Source organism: Candidatus Thiodiazotropha sp. AKAK3 (assembly GCF_058244645.1).
This window is the reverse complement of the sequence record NZ_JBSYOQ010000059.1, coordinates 175,013-200,234: the sequence shown is the minus strand read 5'-3', so window position 1 is coordinate 200,234 and position 25,222 is coordinate 175,013. Positions and strand designations below refer to the sequence as shown.

Annotated in this window: 24 protein-coding genes; 10 read left to right on the top strand and 14 right to left on the bottom strand. The window is 49.3% G+C overall.

Annotated elements, in window-relative coordinates:
* Positions 1–151: 151 nt before the first annotated feature.
* Genes AC4IE7_RS15460 through AC4IE7_RS15440 form a run of 5 tightly spaced genes read right to left on the bottom strand, consistent with a single transcriptional unit; the run spans position 152 to position 5,123 of the window.
* Positions 152–2,326, bottom strand: a complete 2,175-nt coding sequence (locus tag AC4IE7_RS15460; protein WP_490777751.1) for a type IV pilus secretin PilQ — start codon at positions 2,324–2,326, stop codon at positions 152–154.
* Between the two features lie 31 nt (positions 2,327–2,357).
* Positions 2,358–2,882: a pilus assembly protein PilP gene (locus AC4IE7_RS15455; RefSeq protein WP_490777762.1), complete on the bottom strand. Its 525-nt coding sequence runs from the start codon at positions 2,880–2,882 to the stop codon at positions 2,358–2,360.
* Positions 2,883–2,893: 11 nt separating this feature from the next.
* Positions 2,894–3,493, bottom strand: a complete 600-nt coding sequence (locus AC4IE7_RS15450) for a type IV pilus inner membrane component PilO (protein WP_490777750.1) — start codon at positions 3,491–3,493, stop codon at positions 2,894–2,896.
* Entirely contained in the window at positions 3,490–4,050 is a 561-nt protein-coding gene (locus tag AC4IE7_RS15445; RefSeq protein ID WP_490777749.1) for a PilN domain-containing protein, read from the bottom strand. Before AC4IE7_RS15445 ends, AC4IE7_RS15450 begins: the two co-directional genes overlap by 4 nt.
* Positions 4,050–5,123 (bottom strand): pilus assembly protein PilM, encoded by a 1,074-nt coding sequence (locus tag AC4IE7_RS15440; protein ID WP_490777748.1) that lies wholly within the window; start codon positions 5,121–5,123, stop codon positions 4,050–4,052. Before AC4IE7_RS15440 ends, AC4IE7_RS15445 begins: the two co-directional genes overlap by 1 nt.
* Before the next feature lie 210 nt (positions 5,124–5,333).
* On the opposite strand from AC4IE7_RS15440, the gene AC4IE7_RS15435 reads away from it, so the two are divergent.
* Together AC4IE7_RS15435 and AC4IE7_RS15430 are read left to right on the top strand one after the other, a co-directional pair.
* Positions 5,334–7,799, top strand: a complete 2,466-nt coding sequence (locus tag AC4IE7_RS15435) for a penicillin-binding protein 1A (RefSeq protein WP_490777747.1) — start codon at positions 5,334–5,336, stop codon at positions 7,797–7,799.
* A 169-nt stretch (positions 7,800–7,968) separates the two neighbouring features.
* Positions 7,969–8,610 carry a hypothetical protein gene (locus AC4IE7_RS15430; RefSeq protein ID WP_490777746.1) on the top strand — a complete coding sequence of 214 codons (642 nt, stop codon included), beginning with the start codon at positions 7,969–7,971 and terminating at the stop codon, positions 8,608–8,610.
* Positions 8,611–8,621: 11 nt separating this feature from the next.
* On the opposite strand, the gene AC4IE7_RS15425 is transcribed toward AC4IE7_RS15430, so the two are convergent.
* Together AC4IE7_RS15425 and AC4IE7_RS15420 are read right to left on the bottom strand one after the other, a co-directional pair.
* Positions 8,622–9,923, bottom strand: coding sequence for a citrate synthase (locus AC4IE7_RS15425; RefSeq protein WP_490777745.1), 1,302 nt, complete (start codon positions 9,921–9,923; stop codon positions 8,622–8,624).
* A 488-nt stretch (positions 9,924–10,411) separates the two neighbouring features.
* A complete protein-coding gene (locus AC4IE7_RS15420) occupies positions 10,412–11,752 on the bottom strand; it encodes a KamA family radical SAM protein (protein ID WP_490777761.1) in 1,341 nt (446 codons plus the stop codon).
* Between the two features lie 666 nt (positions 11,753–12,418).
* Between AC4IE7_RS15420 and sucC the strand changes: the two genes are divergently transcribed.
* The 3 genes from sucC to AC4IE7_RS15405 are packed head-to-tail and all read left to right on the top strand — an operon-like array spanning position 12,419 to position 15,388.
* On the top strand, positions 12,419–13,579 hold the full coding sequence (gene sucC / locus AC4IE7_RS15415) for an ADP-forming succinate--CoA ligase subunit beta (protein WP_490777744.1): 1,161 nt from the start codon (positions 12,419–12,421) through the stop codon (positions 13,577–13,579).
* A gap of 28 nt (positions 13,580–13,607) precedes the next feature.
* Positions 13,608–14,477: a succinate--CoA ligase subunit alpha gene (sucD, locus tag AC4IE7_RS15410; RefSeq protein ID WP_490777743.1), complete on the top strand. Its 870-nt coding sequence runs from the start codon at positions 13,608–13,610 to the stop codon at positions 14,475–14,477.
* A 14-nt stretch (positions 14,478–14,491) separates the two neighbouring features.
* Entirely contained in the window at positions 14,492–15,388 is an 897-nt protein-coding gene (locus AC4IE7_RS15405; protein ID WP_490777742.1) for a PPK2 family polyphosphate kinase, read from the top strand.
* A 39-nt stretch (positions 15,389–15,427) separates the two neighbouring features.
* On the opposite strand, the gene AC4IE7_RS15400 is transcribed toward AC4IE7_RS15405, so the two are convergent.
* Positions 15,428–15,583 (bottom strand): hypothetical protein, encoded by a 156-nt coding sequence (locus tag AC4IE7_RS15400; RefSeq protein WP_490777741.1) that lies wholly within the window; start codon positions 15,581–15,583, stop codon positions 15,428–15,430.
* On the opposite strand from AC4IE7_RS15400, the gene AC4IE7_RS15395 reads away from it, so the two are divergent.
* Both AC4IE7_RS15395 and AC4IE7_RS15390 read left to right on the top strand, forming a co-directional pair.
* A complete protein-coding gene (locus AC4IE7_RS15395; protein ID WP_490777740.1) occupies positions 15,582–16,355 on the top strand; it encodes a hypothetical protein in 774 nt (257 codons plus the stop codon). The two genes, AC4IE7_RS15400 and AC4IE7_RS15395, sit on opposite strands and share 2 nt — an antisense overlap.
* 33 nt (positions 16,356–16,388) lie before the next feature.
* Positions 16,389–16,550 carry a CPXCG motif-containing cysteine-rich protein gene (locus AC4IE7_RS15390; RefSeq protein ID WP_490777739.1) on the top strand — a complete coding sequence of 54 codons (162 nt, stop codon included), beginning with the start codon at positions 16,389–16,391 and terminating at the stop codon, positions 16,548–16,550.
* 276 nt (positions 16,551–16,826) lie between these two features.
* On the opposite strand, the gene AC4IE7_RS15385 is transcribed toward AC4IE7_RS15390, so the two are convergent.
* On the bottom strand, positions 16,827–17,615 hold the full coding sequence (locus AC4IE7_RS15385; RefSeq protein WP_490777738.1) for a dienelactone hydrolase family protein: 789 nt from the start codon (positions 17,613–17,615) through the stop codon (positions 16,827–16,829).
* Between the two features lie 96 nt (positions 17,616–17,711).
* On the opposite strand from AC4IE7_RS15385, the gene AC4IE7_RS15380 reads away from it, so the two are divergent.
* From AC4IE7_RS15380 to AC4IE7_RS15370, 3 genes are all read left to right on the top strand, one after another.
* Positions 17,712–18,986, top strand: a complete 1,275-nt coding sequence (locus AC4IE7_RS15380; RefSeq protein ID WP_490777737.1) for a TlpA disulfide reductase family protein — start codon at positions 17,712–17,714, stop codon at positions 18,984–18,986.
* 118 nt (positions 18,987–19,104) lie between these two features.
* Positions 19,105–19,830 (top strand): hypothetical protein, encoded by a 726-nt coding sequence (locus tag AC4IE7_RS15375; protein WP_490777736.1) that lies wholly within the window; start codon positions 19,105–19,107, stop codon positions 19,828–19,830.
* Between the two features lie 39 nt (positions 19,831–19,869).
* On the top strand, positions 19,870–20,211 hold the full coding sequence (locus tag AC4IE7_RS15370; protein WP_490777735.1) for a GNAT family N-acetyltransferase: 342 nt from the start codon (positions 19,870–19,872) through the stop codon (positions 20,209–20,211).
* Between the two features lie 224 nt (positions 20,212–20,435).
* On the opposite strand, the gene AC4IE7_RS15365 is transcribed toward AC4IE7_RS15370, so the two are convergent.
* From AC4IE7_RS15365 to AC4IE7_RS15345, 5 genes are all read right to left on the bottom strand, one after another.
* Positions 20,436–22,232 (bottom strand): hypothetical protein, encoded by a 1,797-nt coding sequence (locus tag AC4IE7_RS15365; RefSeq protein ID WP_490777734.1) that lies wholly within the window; start codon positions 22,230–22,232, stop codon positions 20,436–20,438.
* Positions 22,233–22,383: 151 nt separating this feature from the next.
* Positions 22,384–23,508, bottom strand: a complete 1,125-nt coding sequence (locus AC4IE7_RS15360; RefSeq protein WP_490777733.1) for a 6-phosphofructokinase — start codon at positions 23,506–23,508, stop codon at positions 22,384–22,386.
* Positions 23,509–23,611: 103 nt separating this feature from the next.
* Complete coding sequence (locus AC4IE7_RS15355; RefSeq protein ID WP_490777732.1) at positions 23,612–24,424, bottom strand: thermonuclease family protein; 813 nt, start codon at positions 24,422–24,424, stop codon at positions 23,612–23,614.
* A gap of 15 nt (positions 24,425–24,439) precedes the next feature.
* Positions 24,440–24,643, bottom strand: a complete 204-nt coding sequence (gene rpmE / locus AC4IE7_RS15350; protein WP_490777731.1) for a 50S ribosomal protein L31 — start codon at positions 24,641–24,643, stop codon at positions 24,440–24,442.
* A 116-nt stretch (positions 24,644–24,759) separates the two neighbouring features.
* Positions 24,760–25,110, bottom strand: coding sequence for a DUF3135 domain-containing protein (locus tag AC4IE7_RS15345; RefSeq protein WP_490777730.1), 351 nt, complete (start codon positions 25,108–25,110; stop codon positions 24,760–24,762).
* Between the last annotated feature and the right edge of the window lie 112 nt (positions 25,111–25,222).

Below are 25,222 nucleotides of genomic sequence, written 5' to 3'. Positions count from 1 at the left end.
ACAGCACATTAGGCCGCACAGAAAAGGATTATTCGCTTAGTTAGCAAGATTCCTGAGACAAGCTGGCAAAGAATCAGTGCTGAACAGGTATATTCTACAAAAAAAAGGCGCGCCTTTCAGGCGCGCCTTACTCATGATATCTGAGAACGAGCTAACGAACTGTAAGGGTCTCCTTGAGGATTTTCGGTGTTACGAAAATCAGCAGTTCGTTATTGTCGTCAACCTGCTCGTTACGTCTGAACAGCACACCTGCGTATGGGATGTCGCCGAAGAAAGGTACTTTCTCCGTGCTCTTGGTTTTGTTTCTCTCAAAAACACCACCCAATACAACAGTCTCCCCGTTATCCACAAGTACTGTAGTCTCGATCTTACGTGTATCGATAGGAGGTACGCCTAAAATTGAACGTGTGTAATCAGGATTATCCTTGTTGATGATGAGGTCCATTCTGATTCTGTCGTCCGGGGTAATATGAGGAGTCACATCAAGCTTTAGCAGCGCCTCTTTAAAAGAGATTTTAGTTGCACCACTGGCGGTAGCCTCTTGATAAGGTATCTCTACACCCTGCTTGATTGAGGCTTGGGTCTGGTCAGAGGTAATCACTCGAGGGCTTGAAATCAACTCGCCTCTACCTTCAGTCTGCATCGCCGTCAATTCCAACTGCAGCAGATAGCTCCCCACCTTACCTACCAGAAAGTTCAATCCACCGGAAGGTGAGTTGACCGGTAAATTCACCATCAGGGCTTCCCGATTGGCATCATCGCCGTCATCACCATTATTCTCGATACCAGGTGCATAACCGGCAGAATTATTAAGATGACCCGGCAAGGCGCCACCAGTTAAAGTGTAATTATCATCGAACGATCCATCGAAATTCGCACCAAATCGCACACCGAGATCCTTAGCGAAGTCGTTGTTTGCAATCACGATTCGCGACTCAATAAGCACCTGCCTGACAGGGATATCCAGTTTCTGAAGCAGGCGACGAATGTCTTCCAGTTTCGCAGCCGTATCTTGAATCAAGAGTGTATTGGTTCGAACATCAACCGTCACATTGCCCCTTTCCGAGAGAAGCCTGTTCTCTTCAGATTTCAGCAGTTCAGCTAAATCCTCAGCCTTGGCGTAGTTAACCTGAATAAAATCGGAGCGAAGCGGCGCCAGTTCTTCAATTTTCTGTTGAGACTCCAGCTCGAGCTGTTCCCGTGCCGCCACCTCTTCAGTCGGCGCCACCATAATCACATTATCGATCTGACGCTTGGTCAAGCCCTTTGATTTGAGGATGATATCGAGGGCCTGGTCCCAGGGTACATTTTTCAGCCTCAGTGTGATCCGCCCATCCACTGTGTCACTGGTCACCAGGTTCAAGCCGGTAAAATCTGCCAGCAACTGTAGTACAGCACGCACCTCGATATCCTGAAAGTTCAGTGACAGTCTATCTCCGGTAAAAACCAGTCTCTCTTTAAGCAGGTCCTCTTTCTCCTGTTTGGAGAGTGAGCGAACCTCTACAGCAAAGACTTCATTTGCCTGATAGGCAAGATAGTCATACTCACCATTAGGAGTAATTTCGATGACAACATTCTCACCAACCGGCTTGGTTTCAATCTTGCTGACGGGCGTTGCAAAATCCATGACATCCAATGACTGAATAAGGGAATTGTCAATCGAGGCCTTAAAAACCTCCATGATGATTTTTCCACCCTGTTCACGCACATCAATCGGAACCGAGGAATCACCCAGAGTTACCAGTACGCGACCTTCACCCGCCTCTCCACGACGAAAATCGATATTGGCGATATCAAAATCGCCTGCAGAAGAGATATCCTCCGCTGTCTCGTCATAGGTTACTGCCGAGGTAGTTGACTCCTGAGCTAAACTTGCACTTGAGCCAATACCCTGATTGCTGACATCCAGAGTGATCAATATATTAGAATCATTGACCTCTGTCTTATACCCCACCAATGAGGATAGATTGATAACAATTCGTGTTCTGTTACCTGCCTCAAGTGCAGTGATGCTGTGAGCGGGGCCGACACCAATCAGCTTGGTCTTGTAGCCCAGGGAATTGCTGACGCCTGAAAAGTCGAAAGATATTCGAGCAGGGTTTTCAGTGACGAAACTCGCCGGCTCATCGACAGCCCCTGACATCTCCAAAGTAATCTGTACCCTGTCTCCAGGTAGCGCGGAAAAATTTATCGCCTGCAGGGAAGGCCCGGCCATTGCCGCGAGGGGCAAGCCCCACAAAATCAACAGAAACATCAACCCGTTAACTCGGTGCGTTAAGTCACGAACCAGTCCAGATTGTTCCATCCCACAGTGTCTGAGTGCCATTGGCAAACCCCTCATCTCGAAATCCTCTTGACTATTCCGCCAACGCTAGCGAAGCCTGACGCTCAATGTAACCACCAGAACCATCCTGGACGATTTCGTTCAATTCGATTCTGTCTTCAGTAATCAGCATGATACGGCCATGGTTCTCGCCCATATAGTTGCCATTCTTTACCTTATGCACCGTACCCTCTTTGGTCTTCACAAGACCCCAAGCAACTCCTGTCTGCTCCAAGGTTCCAACCATACGGATCGAATCTAGCGGAAAACCTTCCAACTCTTCCCTGCGTCGATTGATATCGGGCCGCAGTCCGTTACCGGTAACACTGGTAGCCTCGGCCTGTTCACCCGACATATCAACGAATGGGTTGCGGCGACCCGCTTCAGTGTAGAGAAAGGTTTCAATCTGCTTGATCTCAGGCAGGGGTTCAATCCGTGTAGGAGGCGCCGATTTCTGATCAGCCACATAATTTCTCAACTCATCCAGATTAGGGTTTGCGCAGCCAAAGATCATTAGCATGGGCAACAAAGGGATCAGCAATCTGTATTTTTGCAGCATAATACTCACGCTCACTCTCCCCCCTCTTCATCAAGATAGCGGTAGGTCTTGGCCGTTGCTTCCAGCACCAATTCGGTATTACCCGATTTTGGATCGCCCCGCTTAATCTTGATGTCATGAATGGTCACGATGCGCGGCAGCGCGGCCAATCCACTGATAAAATTCCCGAACTCATGGTATTTACCATTTACAATGATCTGTATCGGCAACTCAGCGTAAAACTCCTTTGGTACTTCGTCTAGCGGCTTGAAGAGTTCAAACTCGAGTCCCGATGCCAAACCGGTCTGTGACACATCCACCAATAATTCTGCGACTTCTGTCTTATCCGGTAGTTGCCTCAACATGGTACCAAAAGACTGCTTCATCTCTTCCAGCTGCTGGCGGTAGGCATCCAGATTTGAAGCTTTCGCCTGTTTGGTCTCAAACTCCTTGCGTAAGGTCTGCTCTTTACTCTGTACAGCTTCGAGACCAATGAGCTGATCTTCGATAATCAGGTAGTAACCTGCTGCAATCACAATCACTGCAACAAGCACCACAACAACAGCCTTAACCGGTGTTGGCCAAATACCTATGTTATTCAGGTCTAGTTCATTGAGATCTTCAAAATTCATTCTTCCACCTCCACATTCTGGGAGGCTTGCTTAACCGTGAGCTTGAAATGGCTGTAACCCGTTCCGGTTTTCTCTTTGCTCTCGATAAAATCCAGTGTTGGACTATCCAGCCACTCAGAGCTATCGATATTTCGCATCAAGGAAGAGACCCGGGCATTGGATTGAGCCTGTCCTTTAAAAGCAACTTTATTACCTGACTGCTCAATCTCATCGAGATAGACCCCATCGGGCAGAGTTGACACAACCTCATCAAACAGATGTACGATCTGTGGCCGACTACTCTGCAACTCTTGAATGATGTTCATTCTGGCCAGTAGATTTTGTTTGGTCTTATCCAGATCACGAATTTCGCTAATCTGCTTTTCAACCGCCTTGATCTCTTGCTTCAGGTAGTTGTTTCGCTGATCTTGCGCTTCTATTTGAGACTGGATGATGCTGTGAACACCATATACAGCAAAAGCGGATAGGAGCGCCCCTGCCAGGACCATCATCCCAAACTCTTTCTGGCGCTCTTTACGTTCAGCTTCCCGCCATGGGAGTAAGTTAATGCGCGCCATCAGTCGAAACTCCTCAGTGCGAGACCACAGGCAATCATTAATGCGGGAGCATCAGCACTCAACGCCTGTGGTTTTACCCTGGATGAAACCGACATGTTAGCGAACGGATTCGCCACCGATGCCGGGGTTCCCAACTTCTCTTCCACTAAATCGTCAATACCCGGTATGGATGAACTGCCGCCAGCCAGGATAATATGATCCACGCTGTTGTAGGCACTGGAGGAGAAGAAAAACTGAAGTGATCGGCTAACCTGCTGTGCCATCGCCTCTTTGAAAGGCTCCAACACTTCAGGGATGTAGTTATCAGGAAGACCACCCTGACGTTTAGCCATACCAGCCTCTTCAATTGAGAGTCCGTAGCGTCTCTGAATCTCTTCAGTCAGCTGACGGCCACCAAAATTCTGTTCACGTGTGTAGATGATCTTATTGTTGTGGAGTACATTCAGTGTCGTTGTCGTAGCACCGATGTCAGCAATGGCGATGGTCTGATCCTCACCATGCTCGGGAAGCTGATCCAGTAACTGGGAGCAGGCATTCTCCATCGCGTAAGCTTCAACATCCACAATATTGCCAGTAAGACCTGCGATATCCAAAGCTTCAACCCGATCATCCACGTTTTCGCTACGGGAAGCAGCCAGTAACACATCCACCAACTCCGGATTTTTCTCCGAAGGCCCGATCACCTCGAAATCGAGATTGACCTCTTCCAATGGGTAGGGGATGTACTGATCCGCTTCTAACTGGATTTGGCTCTCCAGCTCTTGATCAGACAGGGAGGCAGGCATGGAAATTACTTTCGTAATGACTGCCGACCCTGAAACGGCGACAGCAGCATGCTTTGCCTTCGAGCCGGAACGCCGGACCGCAGCACGTATCGCTTCGCCAACAGCATCAACTTCAGCGATGTTCTTTTCAACGACAGCATTGCCGGGGAGTGGCTCCACGCCATAAGCTTCGACACGATAGGTCGAACCGGTGCGCCCAGTAGCTTGCGACAACTCCAGCAGCTTAACTGCCGTAGAACTGATGTCGATGCCTATTAAAGGCGGCTTTTTTCTTCCGAATAGTGACATGCGGTTTACCCAAACGATCCTTATGCCGCAGAACTTAACTAGGATTCTCTTTAACTAGAGTAAGTAACTATATAGCAGCAAATGATTTTTTTGTGAAGACATTTTTTCACAAATGAGCTGAAAAAGCTCGCATTTTATTTGCTAGACTATCTGACTTTGCATGGAAACCATTCTGTTCCCTCCGGATCAACCAATTCTGTGAACCAGCGCATGAAGTCGTTCTACAAACTCTCAAGATACCTCGTTTACTTCTTATTCGGCCTTTCGGCGATAGGTGCCATCGGTCTATATGGTACCTACCTCTACCTTGAACCCAAGTTGCCATCCATCGAAACACTCAAAGATGTGCATCTACAGGTCCCCCTTCGTATCTACAGCAGCGACCACCTGTTGATCGCAGAGTTTGGAGAAAAACGTCGCGAGCCTCTCGACTTTGACGAAGTTCCCCCACTCATGATCCAAGCCTTCCTGGCTGCTGAAGATGACCGCTTTTTCCAGCACCCTGGCGTGGACTATCACGGCATAATACGAGCAGCCGTTCAACTTCTCCTAACCGGTGAACGCCGGCAAGGTGGCAGCACCATTACGATGCAGGTCGCAAGGAATTTCTTCCTTAGCAGTGAGAAGACCTACACTCGTAAATTGAATGAGATATTTCTCTCCTTCAAGATAGAGCGTTTGCTCTCCAAAGAGGAGATACTCGAACTCTATCTCAACAAAATCTATCTCGGTCACCGTTCATATGGCGTGGGTGCCGCTGCTTTAGTCTATTACGGCCGGCCGGTTGAAAAACTTGAGCTTTCTGAAATCGCTATGATTGCCGGCCTGCCTAAAGCACCATCGCGACTTAACCCCCTTTCAAATCCTCAACGCGCATTGATTCGCCGTAATTATGTTCTACGCCGGATGCTGGATCTGGACTACATCAGTCAAGCTGAATACGAAGCTGCAAAGACAAGTCCAATCAGCGCTGAACCACATAATGCACCAAGTGAAATTGAGGCACCTTATGTGGCAGAAATGGCGCGGGCAGAAGCAGTTACGCGCTTTGGACAAGAAGCCTATACCAGAGGCTACACCATCACAACCACTATCGAAAGCCATCTTCAGGAGGCTGCTAACAGGGCATTGCGTGATGCAATTCAAAGCTATGATAAGCGCCATGGTTACCGGGGTAGTGCTGGATATTACGAAATCAGCGAGGAGACCGAAGAGGCGACATTGATCGAAAAACTCGCTGATCTGGCCGATGCAGCCGACTTAAAAAAGGGCATAGTGATCGCTGTAACTGAGAAGGAGATCACAGTTCTGTCAGCGCAGGGAGAGCACCTCACCATAGATTGGGCCGGTTTATCATGGGCTAGTGCCTATATCGACACTGAGCGTAAACAGACAGAACCCAAACAGGCAGCTGAGATAGTTAAGCCTGGTGACATGGTCTATCTCTATAGCGAACTGAATGAGGATGGATTACCCTACTGGCGGCTTGCCCAGATACCTAAAGTATCTGGCGCCATGGTTTCACTATTTCCAAATAACGGTGCAGTTAAGGCCTTAGTTGGCGGCTATGACTTCTACCTCAGCAAATTCAACAGGGTGACACAGGCAAGACGCCAGCCAGGCTCTGGTTTCAAACCCTTTATCTACTCATCTGCACTGGAAGCTGGCTTCAACCCTGCCAGTATTATTAACGATGCCCCTGTGGTCTTTGACGACGAAGGCCTGGAGGCTGCATGGCGACCTGAGAACTACAGCGGAAAATTCTTTGGCCCGACACGTCTCAGATACGCCTTGACTCATTCGCGAAACCTGGTCTCTATACGACTACTGAGAAAGATAGGTATCAAGCAGGCTATCAACTACGCAAGCCGCTTCGGATTCGATAAAAAACAGTTACCGCATGATCTATCTCTTGCATTGGGGAGTGGTGCAGTCACCCCTCTGGCTATGAGCGAAGGGTATAGCGTGCTTGCAAATGGCGGCTTTTATGTCTCATCGCATATTATAGAATCTATACGAGATGATCAGAGTGAGCTCCTATATCAAGCCAACCCTCTGCAGATATGCGACGAAGCTATGGAACAGGCCGCAGCTGAAGCGGCTGATCAGATATCAATAAACGATCCAGAGTCGGAAATCACAGAGCAAGCCGAGCCGATAACTCCCCGCTGCGCCGCGCAAGCCATATCCCAACAGAACCATTATCTGATGCACTCCATGCTGCGTGATGTGATTCAACTTGGTACAGCCCGGAAGGCCCGTGCACTTGGAAGAAAAGATATCGCAGGTAAAACAGGCACCACCAATGACCAGAAAGATGCCTGGTTCAACGGCTTTAATCACTATCTGGTGACCACTGCCTGGATTGGGTTTGACGATGTTTCCCCTCTTGGCAGAGGTGAAGTGGGTGGTCGTGCCGCACTACCCGCCTGGATCGACTATATGAAGGTAGCACTCAATGGCATAGAGGAGCGTATCCCTGACATGCCTTCAGATATGATCACCATGCGCATCGATTCTGAAACCGGCCAACCAGTCGGAGTTGGTCACCCCAGAGCAATGTTTGAAGTTTTCGAAGTTGGCAAAGCACCTGCTCAACCGAAGCAAAACTCCAACAGCAATACGCAACAGGAGCAGAGGAGAGGAAGCGTAAAAGCCATTGAGGATCCGTTCTGATATCGATGACCTCGGGCGAATCGCGATGAACTTTCAATCAAAGAAATGGCCAATGCTATAGAAACATGCTACGAATAGTCGGCGAGTGAGGATATCTCAAATCCAAAAAATTAATCGATGTAAATAGGCTATCCAGTCCGGCAGACAACACACTTCGGTAAATACTCCTATGACCAACGGCAAACGACTTCTACAAAAACGCATTGCCTACGAGGCCGCACGCATACTGACTGAATTACGTTCCGATAATATTGCCTACGCATGTCGAAAAGCTGCAGCTAAACTTGGCGTTACCCGGCAGCAGATGATGCCGAACAGGGAGGAGGTGGAATTTGCCCTTCAGGAACAGCAACGTCTGATTCTGGGTCATCAGCAACCTGATGCTTTACAGCTGTTGCGTGAAAACGCACTTGAGGCGATGCAGGCGTTGAAGACCTTTCATCCACATTTGGTTGGACCGGTACTTCGCGGCACTGCAGACAGTAACAGCCGGATAGAATTACATCTCCATGCCGAGACGCCAGAAGAGGTACTCTTCACCCTTAGCGACCTGCATATTCCATGGCAAGAGAAACAGCGTAACCTGCATTTCAGCGATGGCAGCCATGAGACAATACCCTGCTTTACCTTCTCAGCCGACGAGATACAGTTTTTATTGGTTGTATTTCCTAACGACAGCCGTCATAAACGCCCATTGGACTCTTTTGACAACCGCCCCTACGAGGGGATTAACCTTAAGCAGCTGAGAGATTTGCTGGCGAAGGAACAGGCAATGGATGAGCCATTGCCTGAGAACCGTGCCTTGATCTGAGCCATAGTTGCCTATCGCTTATCCATCGGCACATAGTCTCGCCGCGGATAGCCTTTGTAGATTTGACGGGGACGGCCGATCTTCTGCCTTGGGTCATCCATCATCTCCAACCAGTGCGCAACCCAGCCAACCGTTCTGGCAATTGCGAACATAACTGTGAACATATTGTTAGGTATACCGAGTGCCCGGTAGATGATGCCGGAGTAGAAATCCACATTCGGATAGAGTTTGCGTTCGATGAAATACTCATCATTAAGCGCGATCTCCTCCAGACGCTGGGCTAACTCGAACATCGGATTGCTGTCGTCAGCAAGACGCTCAAGTACCTGATGACAGACTTCTCTTATGATGCCGGCACGTGGATCATATTTTTTATAGACGCGATGACCGAATCCCATCAAGCGGAAACCATCATCCTTGTCTTTCGCTTTGGCCAGATATTTATCGATTTGTGATACATCGCCAATCTCATTCAACATATCCAGAACCGCTTCGTTGGCACCACCATGGGCAGGCCCCCACAAAGAGGCAATACCTGCAGCAATACAGGCAAAGGGGTTAGCCAGCGAGCTACCAGCAAGCCTGACTGTTGAAGTACTGGCATTCTGCTCATGGTCCGCATGCAGAATGAAAAGCAGATTGAGCGCCTTCTCAGCAACTGGATCCAATTCATACGGTTCACAAGGGGTGGCATACATCATGTGCAGCAAGTTCGCACAATAGGAGAGGTCATTGCGTGGATACATGATCGGCTCGCCAATATTGTGTTTGAAGCTGGCGGCAGCAATGGTGGGCATCTTTGCGATCAGACGATGGGCAGCCACTTGTCTCTGCTCAGGATCATTGATATCCAGTGAATCGTGGTAGAAAGCAGACAAGGAGCCAACAACCCCAACCATGATCGCCATAGGGTGAGCGTCATAGTGGAAACCGCCAAAAAAGTGCTTCAAAGTCTCGTTCAGCATTGTATGACGACTGATCAAACTGTTGAAATCAACCAATTCGCTTTTCGTGGGAAGCTCACCATTCAAGAGCAGATATGCTGTCTCCAGGAAATCTCCGCCATCAGCGAGCTGCTCAATGGGATAACCTCGATATTCAAGGATACCCACCTCACCCTGGATAAAAGTGATTTTACTGTTACAGCTTGCCGTGGACATAAAGCCCGGATCGTAGGTAAAAACACCTGCATCACTATAGAGCGAAGAGACGTCAATTGCCGGTGGACCCTGTACCGACTCCCGAACCGGTAGCTTGATTGACACACCGGTCTCATCATTGGTCAAGGTATAAGTTTTTTGATTATCCGCCATGGTGAACTCCGTAAATTACCGCAAACCAACCCGCTGCACGACACGATATGCCGATTTAGCTAAAAAGGCCAGTCACAGTGAAAACAGGCATAACCCTGTGAATTGATTATTTATTTTTACTGCCCATGGTAGGGGTAGGAGCTATAATGTTGACTGAACACATTCAGAGATTCAAGCTTTGCAAGTGACGCGGGGGCTCCTGTCACTTAATAAAATCACCTTAATGCGAGCAGAAAACCGCTACAGGTATAATCTCCATACTCCTCATATAATATTTTTATAAGGCCCCAAATTATAACTTAAAGCCATGCTGAAACATCAACAAGTTTATGTAAATGATAACTATTGGGTTTTACAGCAAATAGTCTGCAGGCAACACCATCACCCCTGAATAGTCACCAGAAAACAGCAGAACATCTCCGATCCGGCCCAAAAAGGTTCTATCTTTGTGGCAAGCTGTTAATCCAGAATCGCTCTCGCCCTGGCACCTACAAAGTGACCGGATCACTAAAAAAGCGGGCCGAAGCTTCATTGGCAGGCCTCAATTGATCGAACCAAGTCGCCCTTTCATCATATTTTGCGAAAAAAGGCTGCTGAACCCAAGAGGGGTCTCTCGCCTGAATGAATCGCAGCACGAATACCTTTTCGCCATCGACCTCAGCAACACCCTGAATCTCAACCTTGCCTGGGGCTGCACTCATACTGGGACCACGAGCGGTGCGACCAAGACCTGAGACCTTCTGCATCGCTTCTCTGTAGATTTCCCAGGCCTTATACAGCGGCACTTCAAAATAGCGTCTTGCGCCAGTATCTCGCTCAACGAACTGGTAGTAGGGAATAACCCCCAGCTTAACCTGTTCATTCCACATTCTCACCCAGTCATCAGCCTGATCATTGATATGCGCCAGCAGGGGACCCTGACTCCTTATTTCAGCACCCGTCGCCCTCAAGCGACGAATCGCGGCTCTTGCGATGTCCGTATCCAACTCACGCCAGTGGTTATAGTGCGCCATGATGGCGACATGTTTCCCCGCCAGAACCAGATGATGTATCAGCTCGATCAACTCATCTGCGTCACTATCGGTAATAAAGCGTTGAGGCCAGAAGCTAAGCGCCTTGGTACCAATCCTCAGCGATTGAATATGACTGAACTGCGGGTGCAGCAAGGGCTCAAGATAGCTCTTCAACTGACGACTCTTCATCACCATTGGATCGCCGCCAGTCACCAGCAAATCGGTTACTTCGGTGTGTTCCCGAAGATAGCTGTATAGACGCTCAGACTCAGTGGTGGCCATCCGCAAAGATTTATCACCGACAAACTGAGCCCAACGAAAACAGAAGCTGCAGTAACTGTGGCAAGTTTGACCCTGGCTGGGGAAAAACAGCACAGTCTCGCGATACTTGTGCTGCAAGCCCGGAACAGGTTCACCTGACTCATCGCGGGGTATGTTCTCACCCAGCTGACCGGCAGGATGAGGATTAAGTTCTGCTCGAATCGAATCAGCTAATACTCGCAGGGCCTTCTTATCCGCGCCAGAGCGTATTGCCAAAGCCATGCGATTGAAGTGTGCCTCTGAAAGCATCCCTTTCTGCGGAAATATGAGCTGAAAAATTGGATCCTCAGGCACACAGCTCCACTCTATAAGCTCTTCGATCACATAGGCATTAATCCTGAAGGGTAATACCGACGAGACGACCTTCATCTCAAAAAGCAACTCACTTGGAAGCTGCTTCAATTGTTCGATTTTATCGAAATCTCGAGCAGTAAATACCTTGAATTGCTGTGGTGCGTCTTCAAACTCAACTTTGTGTAGCAAAGTTCGAGTCATTGACGATTGTTGTGACATATTCGGCTCCAGGTCTTCCGCCTAACCTACGCAAAGGTCTCAGATGACTTAACAGCCAGCTGAGTTGCACCCGATAGATCAAGTTAAGTAGCTGTGGCAGATGACAAATTCATCGCCTAAAGTCTCAGCGAAAGATAAAGTTAGCGATTAACAGGCTCTTTTTTATGATTAACACTACTGTTTTGAGCTGCATTCACCTTGAGAAATGTTTTCGGTGAAACAGTAGCTATGTCCCTAAATCGAAGAAATTTTCCACCCCTCAGCAAATCCCTTTCATGTAGGAAGGAGGGCGCATACCCTAACAAACAATAGTCATCGGAGCAAAACAGTAGCGCACAGCCTCCGGCATAAAAAAACCCATCTCACCGAAATTAGCGTCATTTTAAAGCAATTAGCCTCTATATCATAAAACATAGATATACATTACGTTAAACAATACTTGATTACATAAGCATTAAAAACTATATATATTGTCTTGACTGCTATGTTAGACAAATAATTGCCAGCAACCTGTTTAGACACCAAATAACGAATATGGACACTTATTGTGCAAAGCACTATAAATTTTTTTCGCTACCATCCATAATTCAGCTTATGGACTCATAATTAAAAACAGATAGCCGACAGACCATCCACCAAGGCAACGATATGAACCTACACGAATACCAAGCTAAATCACTATTTGCCAACTACGGCATACCCGTTCCTCAGGGGCAGGCGGTTTCAAGCCCGAGTGAAGCCCGTGCCGCCGCACAGGAACTTGGAGGCGACCTTTGGGTAATCAAAGCCCAGGCCCATACCGGCGGACGTGGTAAGGCAGGCGGCGTACAACTGGCCCGCAACCTTGATGAAGTAGAGCAGATGGCTGGAGAGATTCTCGGCATGACACTGGTCACCAATCAGACCGGTCCAGAGGGATTGCCAGTCAACAGTGTTCTGGTGGAGGAGGGGAGTAACATCGACAGAGAACTCTATCTCGGCGCTCTGCTTGACCGGTCACGTTCCCGTATCGCATTCATGGCCTCTGCCGCCGGCGGCATGAACATTGAAGAAGTCGCCGCCAATACCCCGGAGAAGATCCTCACCACAGTGATTAACCCAGCCACCGGCATGCTCCCCTATCAATGCCGCAAACTGGCTTTTGGCTTAGGCCTTACCGGGGATCAGATTAAACAGTTTTCGAAAATTATGATGGCGCTTTATCGACTCTATATCGACAAAGATATCAGCCTGATCGAAATCAACCCACTGATAATCACCACTGACGGAAAACTCATTGCTTTGGATGCAAAAATCAATCTGGACAGTAACGCCCTCTATCGTCACCAGGATCTGGTTGCCCTGCGAGATATATCTCAGGAGGACGAAAAAGAGGCCGCAGCCGCGAAGCATGACCTCAACTATATAACCCTGGACGGCAGTATCGGCTGTATGGTCAATGGAGCCGGCCTGGCAATGGCTACTATGGATATGGTTAAGCTTCACGGTGGGGAACCGGCAAACTTCCTCGATGTGGGTGGTGGCACTACGGCCGAAAGAGTCACTGAAGCATTTAAACTCATTCTCTCTGACGACAAAGTCAAAACAGTATTGGTGAACATCTTTGGTGGCATTGTTCGTTGCGACCTCATCGCTGAAGGCATTATCACCGCAGCACGTAGCATCGGCGTACCGGTTCCAGTGGTTGTCAGGCTTGAGGGAACCAATGCAACAGAGGGCCTCGAAATGCTCTCTTCGAGCGGTCTGGACTTCATTACCGCCAATGACTTCACCGAGGCCGCTAAAAAGGCCGTCTCGGCCGCCGCTTGAAACCACCAGCTGACAGGAAAAAAGAGACATGAGCATTCTCGTAGACAATAACACCCGCGTCATCTGCCAAGGCTTTACCGGCAAGCAGGGTACCTTCCACTCTGAACAGGCAATCGCCTACGGCACCAATCTGACTGGTGGTGTCACCCCGGGAAAAGGAGGGCAGTCCCATCTCGACCGCCCTGTTTTCGATACAGTCCATGATGCTGTGGCAAATACGGGGGCTGATGCCAGCATGATCTATGTTCCTCCGCCATTTGCTGCCGACGCAATCATCGAAGCAGCGGACGCAGGTATCAAGGTTATCGCCTGCATCACTGAAGGCATACCCATCCTTGATATGCTGAAGGTCAAAGAGGCGTTGAAAACCTACCCATCCCGACTCATAGGACCCAACTGTCCCGGCATCATTACACCAGGCGCATGCAAAATCGGCATTATGCCTGGCTCGATTCATCTACCAGGCAGAGTCGGGGTTATGTCACGCTCCGGCACCTTGACCTATGAAGCGGTTCATCAGACCACCCAGGCCGGACTGGGTCAAAGCACCTGCGTCGGACTCGGAGGCGATCCGATCAATGGCACCAGTTTCATCGATTGCCTCAAACTCTTTGAAGATGATGAGCAGACTGATGGCATTATTATGGTTGGCGAGATCGGCGGCTCTGCCGAAGAGGAGGCAGCCGAGTACATCAAACAGCATGTGAAAAAGCCGGTAGTCGCCTATATCGCTGGAGTCACGGCACCTCCGGGTAAACGCATGGGACACGCTGGCGCAATCATCAGCGGCGGAAAGGGTACAGCTGAGGCCAAGTTTCAGGCTCTGGAATCTGCAGGGGCACATGTGGTTCGCTCCCCCGCCGAGATGGGTAGGCGCATGGCGGAACTGCTCGATTGAACGTTACAGGATCCATGATGAAAAAAGCCAATCTGACCAAACCAATCAAGAGCCCTTATCTGATACCCCTCGACGGGTCTTTAAAGTTAAAAGATCTCTCCACCCAACCTCCCGATGACGCCCCAGGAAAAAAGGACTGTAAAAAAAATCTAGCGAATGAGGTCGAGGCACTCAATGAACTGCAGCGACAACTCTATGCCGAGGATCGGCGTTCGCTGCTGATTCTATTCCAGGCGATGGATGCCGCAGGAAAAGACAGCACAATCCGGGCAGTGATGACAGGCATCGATCCCAGCGGCTGTCAGGTATTTTCATTCAAGCAGCCCTCCAAACTCGAGTTGGATCATGATTTTTTATGGCGCACCACACGCTGCCTGCCAGAGCGTGGTCGTATTGGCATTTTCAACAGAAGCTATTATGAAGAGACCCTGGTAGTGCGGGTTCATCCTGACTATTTAGACTCCCAGCGCATACCAATTCCGTCAAATCTGGATGATCTTTGGCAACAGCGTTTTGACTCGATTCGCCAATTTGAAAAACATTTAGCCCTGAATGGCACCGTGGTCATCAAATTCTGGCTCAATGTCAGTAAAGACGAACAGCGCAGGCGCTTTCTCTCACGTCTTAACGAACCACACAAACATTGGAAATTTTCAGTCAAGGACGTTGAAGAGCGGCAACACTGGAAAACCTATATGAAGGCATATCATGAGACCCTGACTGCCACATCAAAACCCGGAGCGCCCTGGTATGCCATCCCGGCTGATAACAAACCCTATATGCGCTGGCAGGTAGCACGAATTATCCGCAAAACCCTGGAGTCTATGGCCCCTCAATACCCTGAAGTAGATCAACAGGAGTCGGGGCGATTCGAAGAGATGCGCCAACTGCTCAGCCAGGAAGACTCATAAGGCAACCCAATCAAGTTATCAGGCGCTGATCAGGCGCCACTATAGCGGATCTACCAGTGTGGGCGCATAATAGGGTGGTTGCCCACTCTCCTCTTCAGCAGCCTCACGAAGAGGACGGTAATTGATGAAGCAAGATGCAAGGAAGAGATTTTTTAAACCAATGTCGATAAACTGACAGCCATCTGGAAAAACCATGACCCGTTGGATTCCCCTACTCACCACCATCGGCCTGATCATATCTCTCCCAGTTAGCGCCGATCGATTCTCCGAAACCCGAAGCAACCGCCAGAATGCGGCTACCACCTGCAACGACTATCGGGTTAATAATCGATTACCCTGCTTTGTTTCCCGCAACCGATGCCCTAACGGCTTTGAGGTATTAGAGCGCTTTGACAGTGGGCCTGGTACAGAATTTGTTGCCTGCCGAGACTTAAGACATGAACGTCCAGCCACCGTTAACAGAGCTACAACTGTCAGCAGCAGCAAACGCCTATTGTCGCAGCAGTTCAACCGACTGGTACGCCTGGCCCAAAATAGTCAGGTTGGGAAGACTTACCACCTGCCTAAATCGACCCAAAAAATACTGACCACCTATTTCTCTCAGATCAGTCTCGATAGGATCACTATCCACCAGAGCAAGGCGATAGAGACAGGCTGCTTCAACGACTGTCAGAGGATCTACTGCTCGCTCAAGGAACCGGTCGAAAATTGGATCAAGCCAAACAGGGGGCAGATTGCATCCAGCCTGTTACATCAGGTAGCCCACGCTGAGCGCTGTGATATTCAAGGTGGAAGGGAGAGATTTATAACAAACTGGCTAGATAACCTACCCGATGAGGTCATCAACAGTCTGGAGCAAGGCACCCCATTCGACGCCTCGAATATTCACTACGAGAACTACATAGAGCGACATGCACAGAATCGCACTGAAAGTGTTTGCCGCCGTATTCACTGCTCCAAAGAGTGACATGCATTGGCGTCACAAGCTATTGACCCTTAAATGAATCTGCTTGAAGCCACAACCCTCTACTGTCCCTATTGCGGTGAGATGAATGAGATTTTGGTTGACCGCAGCGAGACAGAACAATCCTACATTGAGGATTGCTCTGTCTGTTGTCGTCCTATGGCGCTTCAACCTAAAAAGATCAGTTGGGCAGCGTGAAGTGTGCGTTTGTGGTGGTGCAGGGCAAGGCGCAACGACGCGGAATAGCCCGCTATTCCAAGGAGTTGCAACGCCGCTATGCGCCGCCACAAGCGTGCAATTCATGCTGTAGCGTGATTCACCCAACAGGTGACCATCTGCATCGAAGCTATTTTCAACAAAATCAGTAACCTGCTATTAGAATGGAGCGGTCAACTGATTTTTTTAGGTTCAAATCAACTGTGGTCCCGAAATCAAACTGAGCGTTAAACGGGATGATGAGTGATTACTCTAAAACTATTGCTTATAGGTAGCCTTAAGCGCCTTTGATAGTGACGCCCATGATTTTTCATCTGCCTCTTTCTGATAGGCCAATGGCAACTCAAACTGCTTACCGAATTTATCAGCGTCAGGATTGGTAAATGAGTGTTTTGCGCCAGGATAATTGGTGAAAGTGTGTTTCACGTTCGCATGGGCCATCTCTGCCATGAATGCATCGATATGCTCCTGTTTAACGAAAGGATCATCAGCCCCGTTATACACCAGTACTTCGGCCTTTACGCCCCCTTTTTCCGCTGGCTTCGTGGCGGGCAGACTACCGTGAAAACTACCCACCAGATCAAGGTCTAAACCTCTACGGGCCATCTCCAGCACAATCCCACCACCAAAGCAGTAGCCGATGGCAGAGATATCCTCTTTTTCCACTGTCTCATGACCTTGCAGACTTGCCAGCGCCGCCTTGAAGCGAGCCGTAGCAACCGACATATTCTTTTTGACTTCACCAGCAAATTTACCTGCATCCTTTGGATGGCTGGCCTGTTTGCCTTCACCATACATATCAACGGCGAGCGCAGTATATCCCATACCAGCTAACTGCTTGGCCCGGTTACGGGCGTACTCATTGTGTCCCCACCACTCATGAACCACCAGTATGCCAGGGCGTTTACCCTGAATCGCATCGTCATAGGCCAAAAAACCCTTCATCAGGGTATCGCCGTCTCGATATTCAACAGGCTCGCCCACAACTGCAGCGGAGACCGCTATGGAAAAACAGTATAAAAGAGTTCCAATCAAGCTTCTTTTCATGACTCCATCCTCTTAGATTTAACCTGAATCCGTGGGTTCAGGTTTAATTTTAATTTATCGTGAAAGTAGAGTGGCAAAAGTTGTACCATCCCGCCCATGCGACACTTTTTTTCAATACTCCTCACCCTATGCAGTTTTACCGCCACTGCTGATGAAATCAACCTGATAGACTCTGAGGAGAATGATATTGCCATCCAGGTCAGCCCGGCAGAGGGTGACCTGCTGATGATTTGGTTGCTTGATCACGATCAACAGCGCCCCCTGTTTGATACCCTGCTGCAAAATATCGTAAAAGCCGGTATTGAAGTCTGGCGTGTGGATCTGCTGCAAGCCTATTTCATGCCCAGGTCGAGCGAGAACATTCGGACCCTTGATGGCAACGGCGTCGAAGCAGTACTGACTGCGGCCCATAAGCACAGTAATAAACGCATCCTGCTTGCCTCCTATGATCGTATGCCACTACCTCTGCTTCGCGGCGTGCGCCAGTGGCAGGCGCAGACTTCCGACTCGCGTCTGAGTGGCGCCCTGCTGTTCTATCCCAACCTCTTTGGCCCACCCCCCATTGCCGGGGAAGCCCCTGTAGCCGATCCCATTCTCTATGCGACTAATATCCCCCTGGCCATCTTTCAGCCAGCCCTGGGCAGCCACCGATGGCGAATGGATGAGATTCTTTCAGCCCTCTGGCAAACTGGCTCTGCAAGCTATCTCTATCTGGTACCTGGGGTTAGAGACTGGTTCTTTATGGGTGAGGGTGACGACCCTCCCACCGAAGAGGAGCAGCACGCAACAGATCTGATACCAGAACAGATTAAACAGTTCGCCAAATTGTTCGAGAGCCACCCCAAACCCAGCACCGCCCTTCCAATGGATGCTCATCACGACACCCCCAGAGTAATCCGATCACTGGAACAGCTCAAACAGCCAAAACCAGGCAGCAGTTTCACTCTATCTGACATTCATGACCAGAGGTTCGATAGTCACATCCTGGATGGCAAGGTGGTTTTACTCAATTTCTGGGCGACTTGGTGTCCACCCTGTGTCGAGGAGATCCCCTCTCTGAATCGCTTGAATCAGCTCTTCAAGGATAATGAGCTGCGTATTGTTTCAATCGATTTTCGTGAAACCCCTGAGGAGATGTCCACTTTTCTTAAGCAAATCCCTGTCGATTTTCCAGTACTGATGGACAGGGACGGGTTGGTTTCAATGGACTGGCAGGTCTTCAGTTTTCCCAGCTCTTTCATCATCGACCGGCAAGGTCAGATTCGTTACTCCGCTAACCGGGCGATCAGTTGGGATAGTGCCGAAGTGGTCAACACCTTGAACAATCTGCTTACAGAACAGGCTCCTACAGCAAAACCCAGCAGCAGATAGCACACCAGGGTTGAGGGAACTCTACAGCGTTCATAATGTGATCAAAATCATATCGCTGAATAAGTGTTTTATAATAAACTAATAAAACCTTACTCCATTTCAAGTGAGCAGTTTGATCATGGCTACAAAAACCACAAAGAAAACAGCGGCGCCGGCAAAGTCCAACGCCGCCTCAAGCAGCACTAATACCCGCAAGAAGAGCACCCCGAAAAAATCAACTGCACAGAAAAGCCAAGCCAAGAAACCCTCCTCAGACAACAAAATTCTTCCAGGCCTGATGCAGGGCTTACAGTCAGTCTTTGACAAAATCCACAAAGATAACCAGATTCGTGAAGATCACCATGAGAAGATCATTGAGGAGTTCAGTGATCGTCTCACCCACGCCTTCAAGCAAACCCATGAAGAGGCAGAAGAGCGGGAGAAACTGCTGCAGGAGAGACTTGAGGCGATCGAGAAGGAACAGACCTATAAGATCCAGAGAATCAAGCTCTTCTCCCTGCCCGGCACACTCATTGCGATAGCAGCACTGATCTATCTGTTCTATGTGGTGCATGTTATGGAGAGTTCCATGACCAGTATGTCAGCAGATATGCATAAGATCCAAGGCTCTATCGCCGCCATCGGCCAAGACACCTCCACTATGTCTGTTGGCGTGACAGACATGAATGAAAACATAACTGACCTGAATGGCAATATGAAGTCTATGACCAGTGAAGTGAAAGGCATGAATGGTAATATGGGGCATCTAAACCGTAACGTTGGAGTAATGACCCGGGATGTTGGTGATATGTCCCACACTGTCAGCCCAGTGATGAACGGTATGCGTACCTTCATGCCCTTCTAATACACTATCTACGATGGATTGCTAATAATAGGAGCCAGGATGAAGGATCATCTACTCACAGTAATACTGGAGCCGAGCAGAGATGAGATCAAACCCATTCTCGATGGACTCACCGAGTTTGGCATTCAAGCTATCGGGGGAGAGCACCCCCGATCTATAGCTGCTTTACTTCATGATGCTTCTGGAGTGGTAATTGTAGGCGCTACCGGACAAACCATTCTGGGTCATTTTCATCTCAATCAGCTTTGGGTCGAATCATCACTACGAAACCAGGGGAATGGTGGACGTATCCTGGAATGCATAGTCAGCCAGGCAATCGAACAGGGTTGTAGTGAAATTCGCTTGGATAGGCATGAATCCCAGGTCGAAATCATTTTATGAAAAGCACGGTTTCAAAATCTATGCTGAGATAGCAGATTACCTTCCTGGTTTTACACGTACCTTCTACACCAAGCTGGTTTAATATAGCTCTTAAGGCACTGAAGGGGTCGGAGTCGAGTGCTCCTTATTGTGTATCACCTCGAAAAAAACAGAACTGCATTTCTCTAGCAATTCAGTCCGTTCTAGATTCGACTCCGCCCCCAGAGATCAGTAACTTCATTACCTTAAAGAGTCGGAGATTTCCGATTGACGAAACGGATCAAGTCGACAGTTTCTCCAATCTGTGCCGGGCCAACATCAGCTGCCATAACAGCGAAGCCGATGACAGGAACACCAGTCCAATAACCTGCACCATCACCATTGATTCCGCCAACTGCTTCAGTCATATTCATGATTCTTACGTCAGTGTTGTAGTCGTATAGAGACATATCGATCTGAACCCAACCTGCCTCAAAACCCTCATCAAGTTGCCAATAAAAAACATTCGCCACTGGTGTTCCCAGCACTGAGGCACTTGTACCGTTGTTATGATGAGCCTTTACCACGTTAACCTCGCGATCCAAAGTGTACGCATCAAGATAATCGACAGGTGGAAGTATCCAGTCCCAGGTTTCTTCTAGGGTCAGAGAAGCAGCGCGCTCGTCGTAGTCATAGTAATAGAGACTGACCTGAACATCAGGCGTACTTGGTGCGAAACCACCATTTTCACAGTAAACACCTGCAATAACTGGGTAATCCTGAGCAGTGATACCAGTGTTGGGAATAGTAACAGCGGCACCATCGTCAATCCCATCATCGATGTCTCCGTCACAAGCAACAACTTCACGATCAATCTGGTCCGTCAAGACAGTGCCATTGTAGATACCGTGCTTTCTCATTGGGAAGGTGGCCACGATTTCGGTGCCACCGTTGATTCCGGCTTCAGTGAAATATGGCGCTGCGATGACATCAGCACTCAGAGCCACAGCAATCGGGAAAGGGTTAGAGCCCATCGGGACCGAAGGATTTGGCGCGATATCGTTGACCGCACCGGTATCCCACTCAGTAAGACTCAAAGAGCCGGTAGATTTAACACCTCTACTGTTGTTCAACATGTGCGCCTGAGTGACATCACCAGAAGCCAGTGAAGGTAGCAGGTAGTAGGATGAATCGTTGCTGCGATAGTGCTGTGGCAGTGTGGCGTAATCATCAATATGAGTACCAGGCTCAACGAAAGCGGCGCCGCTGGCAGCGTTGATCATTATCGCGTAGGCAGTGATGCCACCACGATCCGTCGCCTCATAGACCAGTCCGGCATTGAGTGTACTGTCGTAGGGGTCATTGGTGGCACTACTGGCGGCTATACCCTCAGCAGTCAATCCGCCTGGCTCAAAACCATTGATGTTGGCATCGACCTGACCAGCACTCCATGCATCCTCGACAACTGAGCAATCAGCGGGAATCCCGTTAGCATTATGTAGAAGACCAGCAGCGATAGAGCGGTCACCATCAGTAATCACTCCGTCAGCAATGCCAGTGGCGTCGATCTCAGCGTATTTATTACCATCAGTGGCACTAGAGCTACCGGGGCCATCAGCGATAACACCCATCTCTATAATCTCAACATAACCTTCTGTCAGATCGTCGTCACTGATGGCAGTGTAGTTGTTATTGAAGTCAACACCAGCCTGAAGATGTGCTTTGTCAGGAAAGGTGCAAGATTCATCCTCTGTGATGAAATTGGGGAGACCTGTCGCTGGGTTCAGGCGAATAGTACCGTTCCAGACGTCATAAGGTGACAGATAGAGGTTGACGTCGAACACATCTGCAGAGATAAGGGAATCACGAAAACGCACCTTTACCGCTTTGAACAGACCCGTGGTATTGATGATGTTGATGCTGGTGATGATGTTGTTGTTTACATTATAGTAAGGCAGCAGCGCGATCTGGCCAAAACCATCACTATTGACGAAAGCGGCATTTCCAACAGTTGTGATGCCAGCTATCAGCATGGTCAGGGCAATCCTGGATCTCCTTAACACGGGTGCATCTCCTATTTCCTTATACGATGCTGGATTATAAACATAACCAGCCAGTGACGCTTTGATAATCGTACCCTGAAGGGGTCGACCCCTGGGATAAAATCAACTATCAACAGCACTTCCAGGTGAAAAGGCTTGCTTGGCTAAGCTGCTATTCATCCCCAAAACTGGTTCCCACCCGCTTCGCACTGATTACCCAGGGGTGATCTGGAGGTACCAGTTTTTTGTAGCCTGCCACATCAACCAACGGCACAGGCACCGCCTGGTCACCCCTGGATGCCACCATCACACCGAACGCACCTTCTGAAATCAGATCGGTGCATGCGGTTCCCAGGCGGGTTGCCAGTAACCGGTCTGCAGCAGAAGGTATTCCACCCCGTTGCAGATATCCGAGAATGGTCACCCGGGACTCAAGCCCGGTCAGCTCTTCAAGCTGTCTGGATAGGGTGACGGTGTGGTTCGCATACTCCGATTCAATTGCTGTCAGCTCTGCTTTAATCTGTTTGCGCGCCTTCTTTTCTGTCTCTTTCTGTTTTTTGTCACGCAGATCCTGCACCTCTTCCGCCACCCCTTTAGGCAGCGCACCTTCAGCAACGGCAACGATACTGAACGGCTTGCCGCCGGCAGCGCGTGCTCGAATGGCTTCTGCTACGCTTTCGATCTCATATGGGATCTCTGGTAACAGAATTACATCAGCGCCTCCTGCTAATCCCGATCCCAGAGCCAGCCAACCAGCCCGATGCCCCATGATCTCCACCACAATGATGCGGTGATGGCTGTGCGCAGTGCTGTGCAATCGATCAATGGCGTCTGTTGCAATACCCAATGCGGTATCGAAGCCAAAGGTGGTGTCTGTATGAGCTACATCATTGTCGATGGTTTTCGGCAGGGTAATCACATTCAATCCCTTTTCCATCAACTGCAAGGCGTTCTTTTGTGTTCCCCCACCCCCAATACAGACCAGGGCGTCGAGATGGTGTGCCTGATAATTCTGTGCGATAACGTCAGTCATGTCCTGGCGTTTTCCATTGAAGTACATCCGATGAGGTTTCTCGCGACTGGTTCCCAGAATAGTGCCGCCGCGAGTGAGGATGCCGGATAGTCCTGCCCTGTCCAACTGCATGGTACGATTTTCAACCAGGCCACGAAAACCATCCCGAATCCCTATGACCTGCATATCATATTGGCCCAATGCTGCTTTGCCGACACCACGGATGGCCGCGTTCAAGCCGGGGCTGTCACCACCGGAGGTCAGAATTCCGATATGCTTGGTCATGAAAACTCCTGCACTGCTGAGGGTCAGTTTTGCGTAGTGTACATTGTCAGGAGGATTGTGGAAGGCCTTGCGTTTTATTAACCCGTAGATCAAATCCTATCAGTCAGTCCAACCAGCGTATCGAACTGGGATGGCGAATCCTCAGGCGTTGCTGACCTTTACGCTGGTATAGCCATCCTCTGGCCTCTAGGGAGTGACCAACCAGCTGCTCGGGATCATCAATACCGAAGGCCTTCCAATCTTTCCAGGTAATGCGTAACGCTAGGGGGCCTTCCAGGTTTAGCCACAAGGCACTGCGGCTCTCACCAACCCGTACAATACGACCTTCAAGATGGTGAAACCCAGTCTCATTCCCCTGTAGCGAGGTAGCTCGATTCGGAGCCTCTTTCCATATTCCAAACCGCTTATCCCTGGCTTCAGATTCTGCGGCAAAATAGCAATTCGTACGACTCAGGTTGGGTGGTACGGCGATCGCCCAGCCCATCCCTTCACGCAATAATTGTGCAGCTATATTCTGCCCATCCTGACCGGAGAGATGGGCAAGTTGACGACCGTAGCGATCTTGTTTCTCAGCGCCAGGACAGACAGCGACCCGTCCTAGGTTCTGAGAGATCAGCTTCTGCAGATACTCCTTCGCTGCGAGGCCGCCAGGTTGCTCCGGTTTCCCCCAATGCCCAAGTTCAGGTGTATTGATCCCAATCAGACGAATTTTTTCACCACTTTTCAGCCTCAGGGTATCCCCATCGACTACCCGGTCCACTTTATGGGGAACACCACTGCAGGGCTTACAAACAGAGGCTTCAAGAGAGAGAGAGGAGAATATCAGGAAGGGGAGAGCGAAAAGCAAAAAGGCTCCGCGTTGCGGAGCCTTTTTAAACACTTTCGTGACCATCGACCAAGCGTCATGACGACGCATGAATAAGCCGATAGCTTAACGGCTGTATTTTTTGCGGAACTTGTCTACACGGCCAGCAGTATCAACCATTTTCTGCTTACCGGTATAGAAAGGATGACAAGAAGAGCATACTTCAACATGCATCTCTTCCTGACCCAATGTGGATCGGGTGACAATTTCGTTGCCGCAACTGCATACGACTTTGATGTCCTCGTATTGAGGATGAATGTCCGCTTTCATGACTGACTCACTCGTGAGAAATTAGTAATGATCCTGCCACATCGGCAGGCAAGGCGCGAAATAATAGGCCAAGATGGCTCATAAGGCAAGTACCAGACCCAGGAAAATCGAAATTATCAGCTGGGGCGCAAAGGAAAATCGAGAATCTGGCAGCAGTTTCCATCCGCTTGCATGCCAGTTGCAGTGGAATTTACACCCTGTAAATATCCAAGCATCCCTTTTGGGCCGACCATATTCTCCCACATCAAGCCTGATATATGCATACAAGCACTCAGTGGAGATCGATTTCGCCGCTCCTGGTCAATACGCCATTGAAGTCTGCGCAGCAGTACCTGGCGCTCATTGGGCAGTGTAGTAATGTAGTTGTCGATCGCATTCTGACGCAGATCCTCGAATTTTACCGGGTCCCTCTCGGCCAATTGGAGCAAATGGTCGAAATCCAGATCTCTAGGATCATCTTTGTTCATGGCGCTATTCTCTTGCGTCGTCAATTATAAAGCTACCATACTCTCTGAACACTGTCTCAGATGGTAATTCCTAAAGTAGGATACTTAACCTGCACCATAAACTACGATATTA

Excerpts from the sequence above, each read along its gene's own strand:
- AC4IE7_RS15460 (WP_490777751.1), bottom strand. The coding sequence starts at position 2,326 with ATGGCACTCAGACACTGTGGGATGGAACAATCTGGACTGGTTCGTGAC.
- AC4IE7_RS15455 (WP_490777762.1), bottom strand. The coding sequence starts at position 2,882 with ATGCTGCAAAAATACAGATTGCTGATCCCTTTGTTGCCCATGCTAATG.
- AC4IE7_RS15450 (WP_490777750.1), bottom strand. The coding sequence starts at position 3,493 with ATGAATTTTGAAGATCTCAATGAACTAGACCTGAATAACATAGGTATT.
- AC4IE7_RS15445 (WP_490777749.1), bottom strand. The coding sequence starts at position 4,050 with ATGGCGCGCATTAACTTACTCCCATGGCGGGAAGCTGAACGTAAAGAG.
- AC4IE7_RS15440 (WP_490777748.1), bottom strand. The coding sequence starts at position 5,123 with ATGTCACTATTCGGAAGAAAAAAGCCGCCTTTAATAGGCATCGACATC.
- AC4IE7_RS15435 (WP_490777747.1), top strand. The coding sequence starts at position 5,334 with ATGAAGTCGTTCTACAAACTCTCAAGATACCTCGTTTACTTCTTATTC.
- AC4IE7_RS15430 (WP_490777746.1), top strand. The coding sequence starts at position 7,969 with ATGACCAACGGCAAACGACTTCTACAAAAACGCATTGCCTACGAGGCC.
- AC4IE7_RS15425 (WP_490777745.1), bottom strand. The coding sequence starts at position 9,923 with ATGGCGGATAATCAAAAAACTTATACCTTGACCAATGATGAGACCGGT.
- AC4IE7_RS15420 (WP_490777761.1), bottom strand. The coding sequence starts at position 11,752 with ATGACTCGAACTTTGCTACACAAAGTTGAGTTTGAAGACGCACCACAG.
- sucC (WP_490777744.1), top strand. The coding sequence starts at position 12,419 with ATGAACCTACACGAATACCAAGCTAAATCACTATTTGCCAACTACGGC.
- sucD (WP_490777743.1), top strand. The coding sequence starts at position 13,608 with ATGAGCATTCTCGTAGACAATAACACCCGCGTCATCTGCCAAGGCTTT.
- AC4IE7_RS15405 (WP_490777742.1), top strand. The coding sequence starts at position 14,492 with ATGATGAAAAAAGCCAATCTGACCAAACCAATCAAGAGCCCTTATCTG.
- AC4IE7_RS15395 (WP_490777740.1), top strand. The coding sequence starts at position 15,582 with ATGACCCGTTGGATTCCCCTACTCACCACCATCGGCCTGATCATATCT.
- AC4IE7_RS15400 (WP_490777741.1), bottom strand. The coding sequence starts at position 15,583 with ATGGTTTTTCCAGATGGCTGTCAGTTTATCGACATTGGTTTAAAAAAT.
- AC4IE7_RS15390 (WP_490777739.1), top strand. The coding sequence starts at position 16,389 with ATGAATCTGCTTGAAGCCACAACCCTCTACTGTCCCTATTGCGGTGAG.
- AC4IE7_RS15385 (WP_490777738.1), bottom strand. The coding sequence starts at position 17,615 with ATGAAAAGAAGCTTGATTGGAACTCTTTTATACTGTTTTTCCATAGCG.
- AC4IE7_RS15380 (WP_490777737.1), top strand. The coding sequence starts at position 17,712 with ATGCGACACTTTTTTTCAATACTCCTCACCCTATGCAGTTTTACCGCC.
- AC4IE7_RS15375 (WP_490777736.1), top strand. The coding sequence starts at position 19,105 with ATGGCTACAAAAACCACAAAGAAAACAGCGGCGCCGGCAAAGTCCAAC.
- AC4IE7_RS15370 (WP_490777735.1), top strand. The coding sequence starts at position 19,870 with ATGAAGGATCATCTACTCACAGTAATACTGGAGCCGAGCAGAGATGAG.
- AC4IE7_RS15360 (WP_490777733.1), bottom strand. The coding sequence starts at position 23,508 with ATGACCAAGCATATCGGAATTCTGACCTCCGGTGGTGACAGCCCCGGC.
- AC4IE7_RS15355 (WP_490777732.1), bottom strand. The coding sequence starts at position 24,424 with ATGCGTCGTCATGACGCTTGGTCGATGGTCACGAAAGTGTTTAAAAAG.
- rpmE (WP_490777731.1), bottom strand. The coding sequence starts at position 24,643 with ATGAAAGCGGACATTCATCCTCAATACGAGGACATCAAAGTCGTATGC.
- AC4IE7_RS15345 (WP_490777730.1), bottom strand. The coding sequence starts at position 25,110 with ATGAACAAAGATGATCCTAGAGATCTGGATTTCGACCATTTGCTCCAA.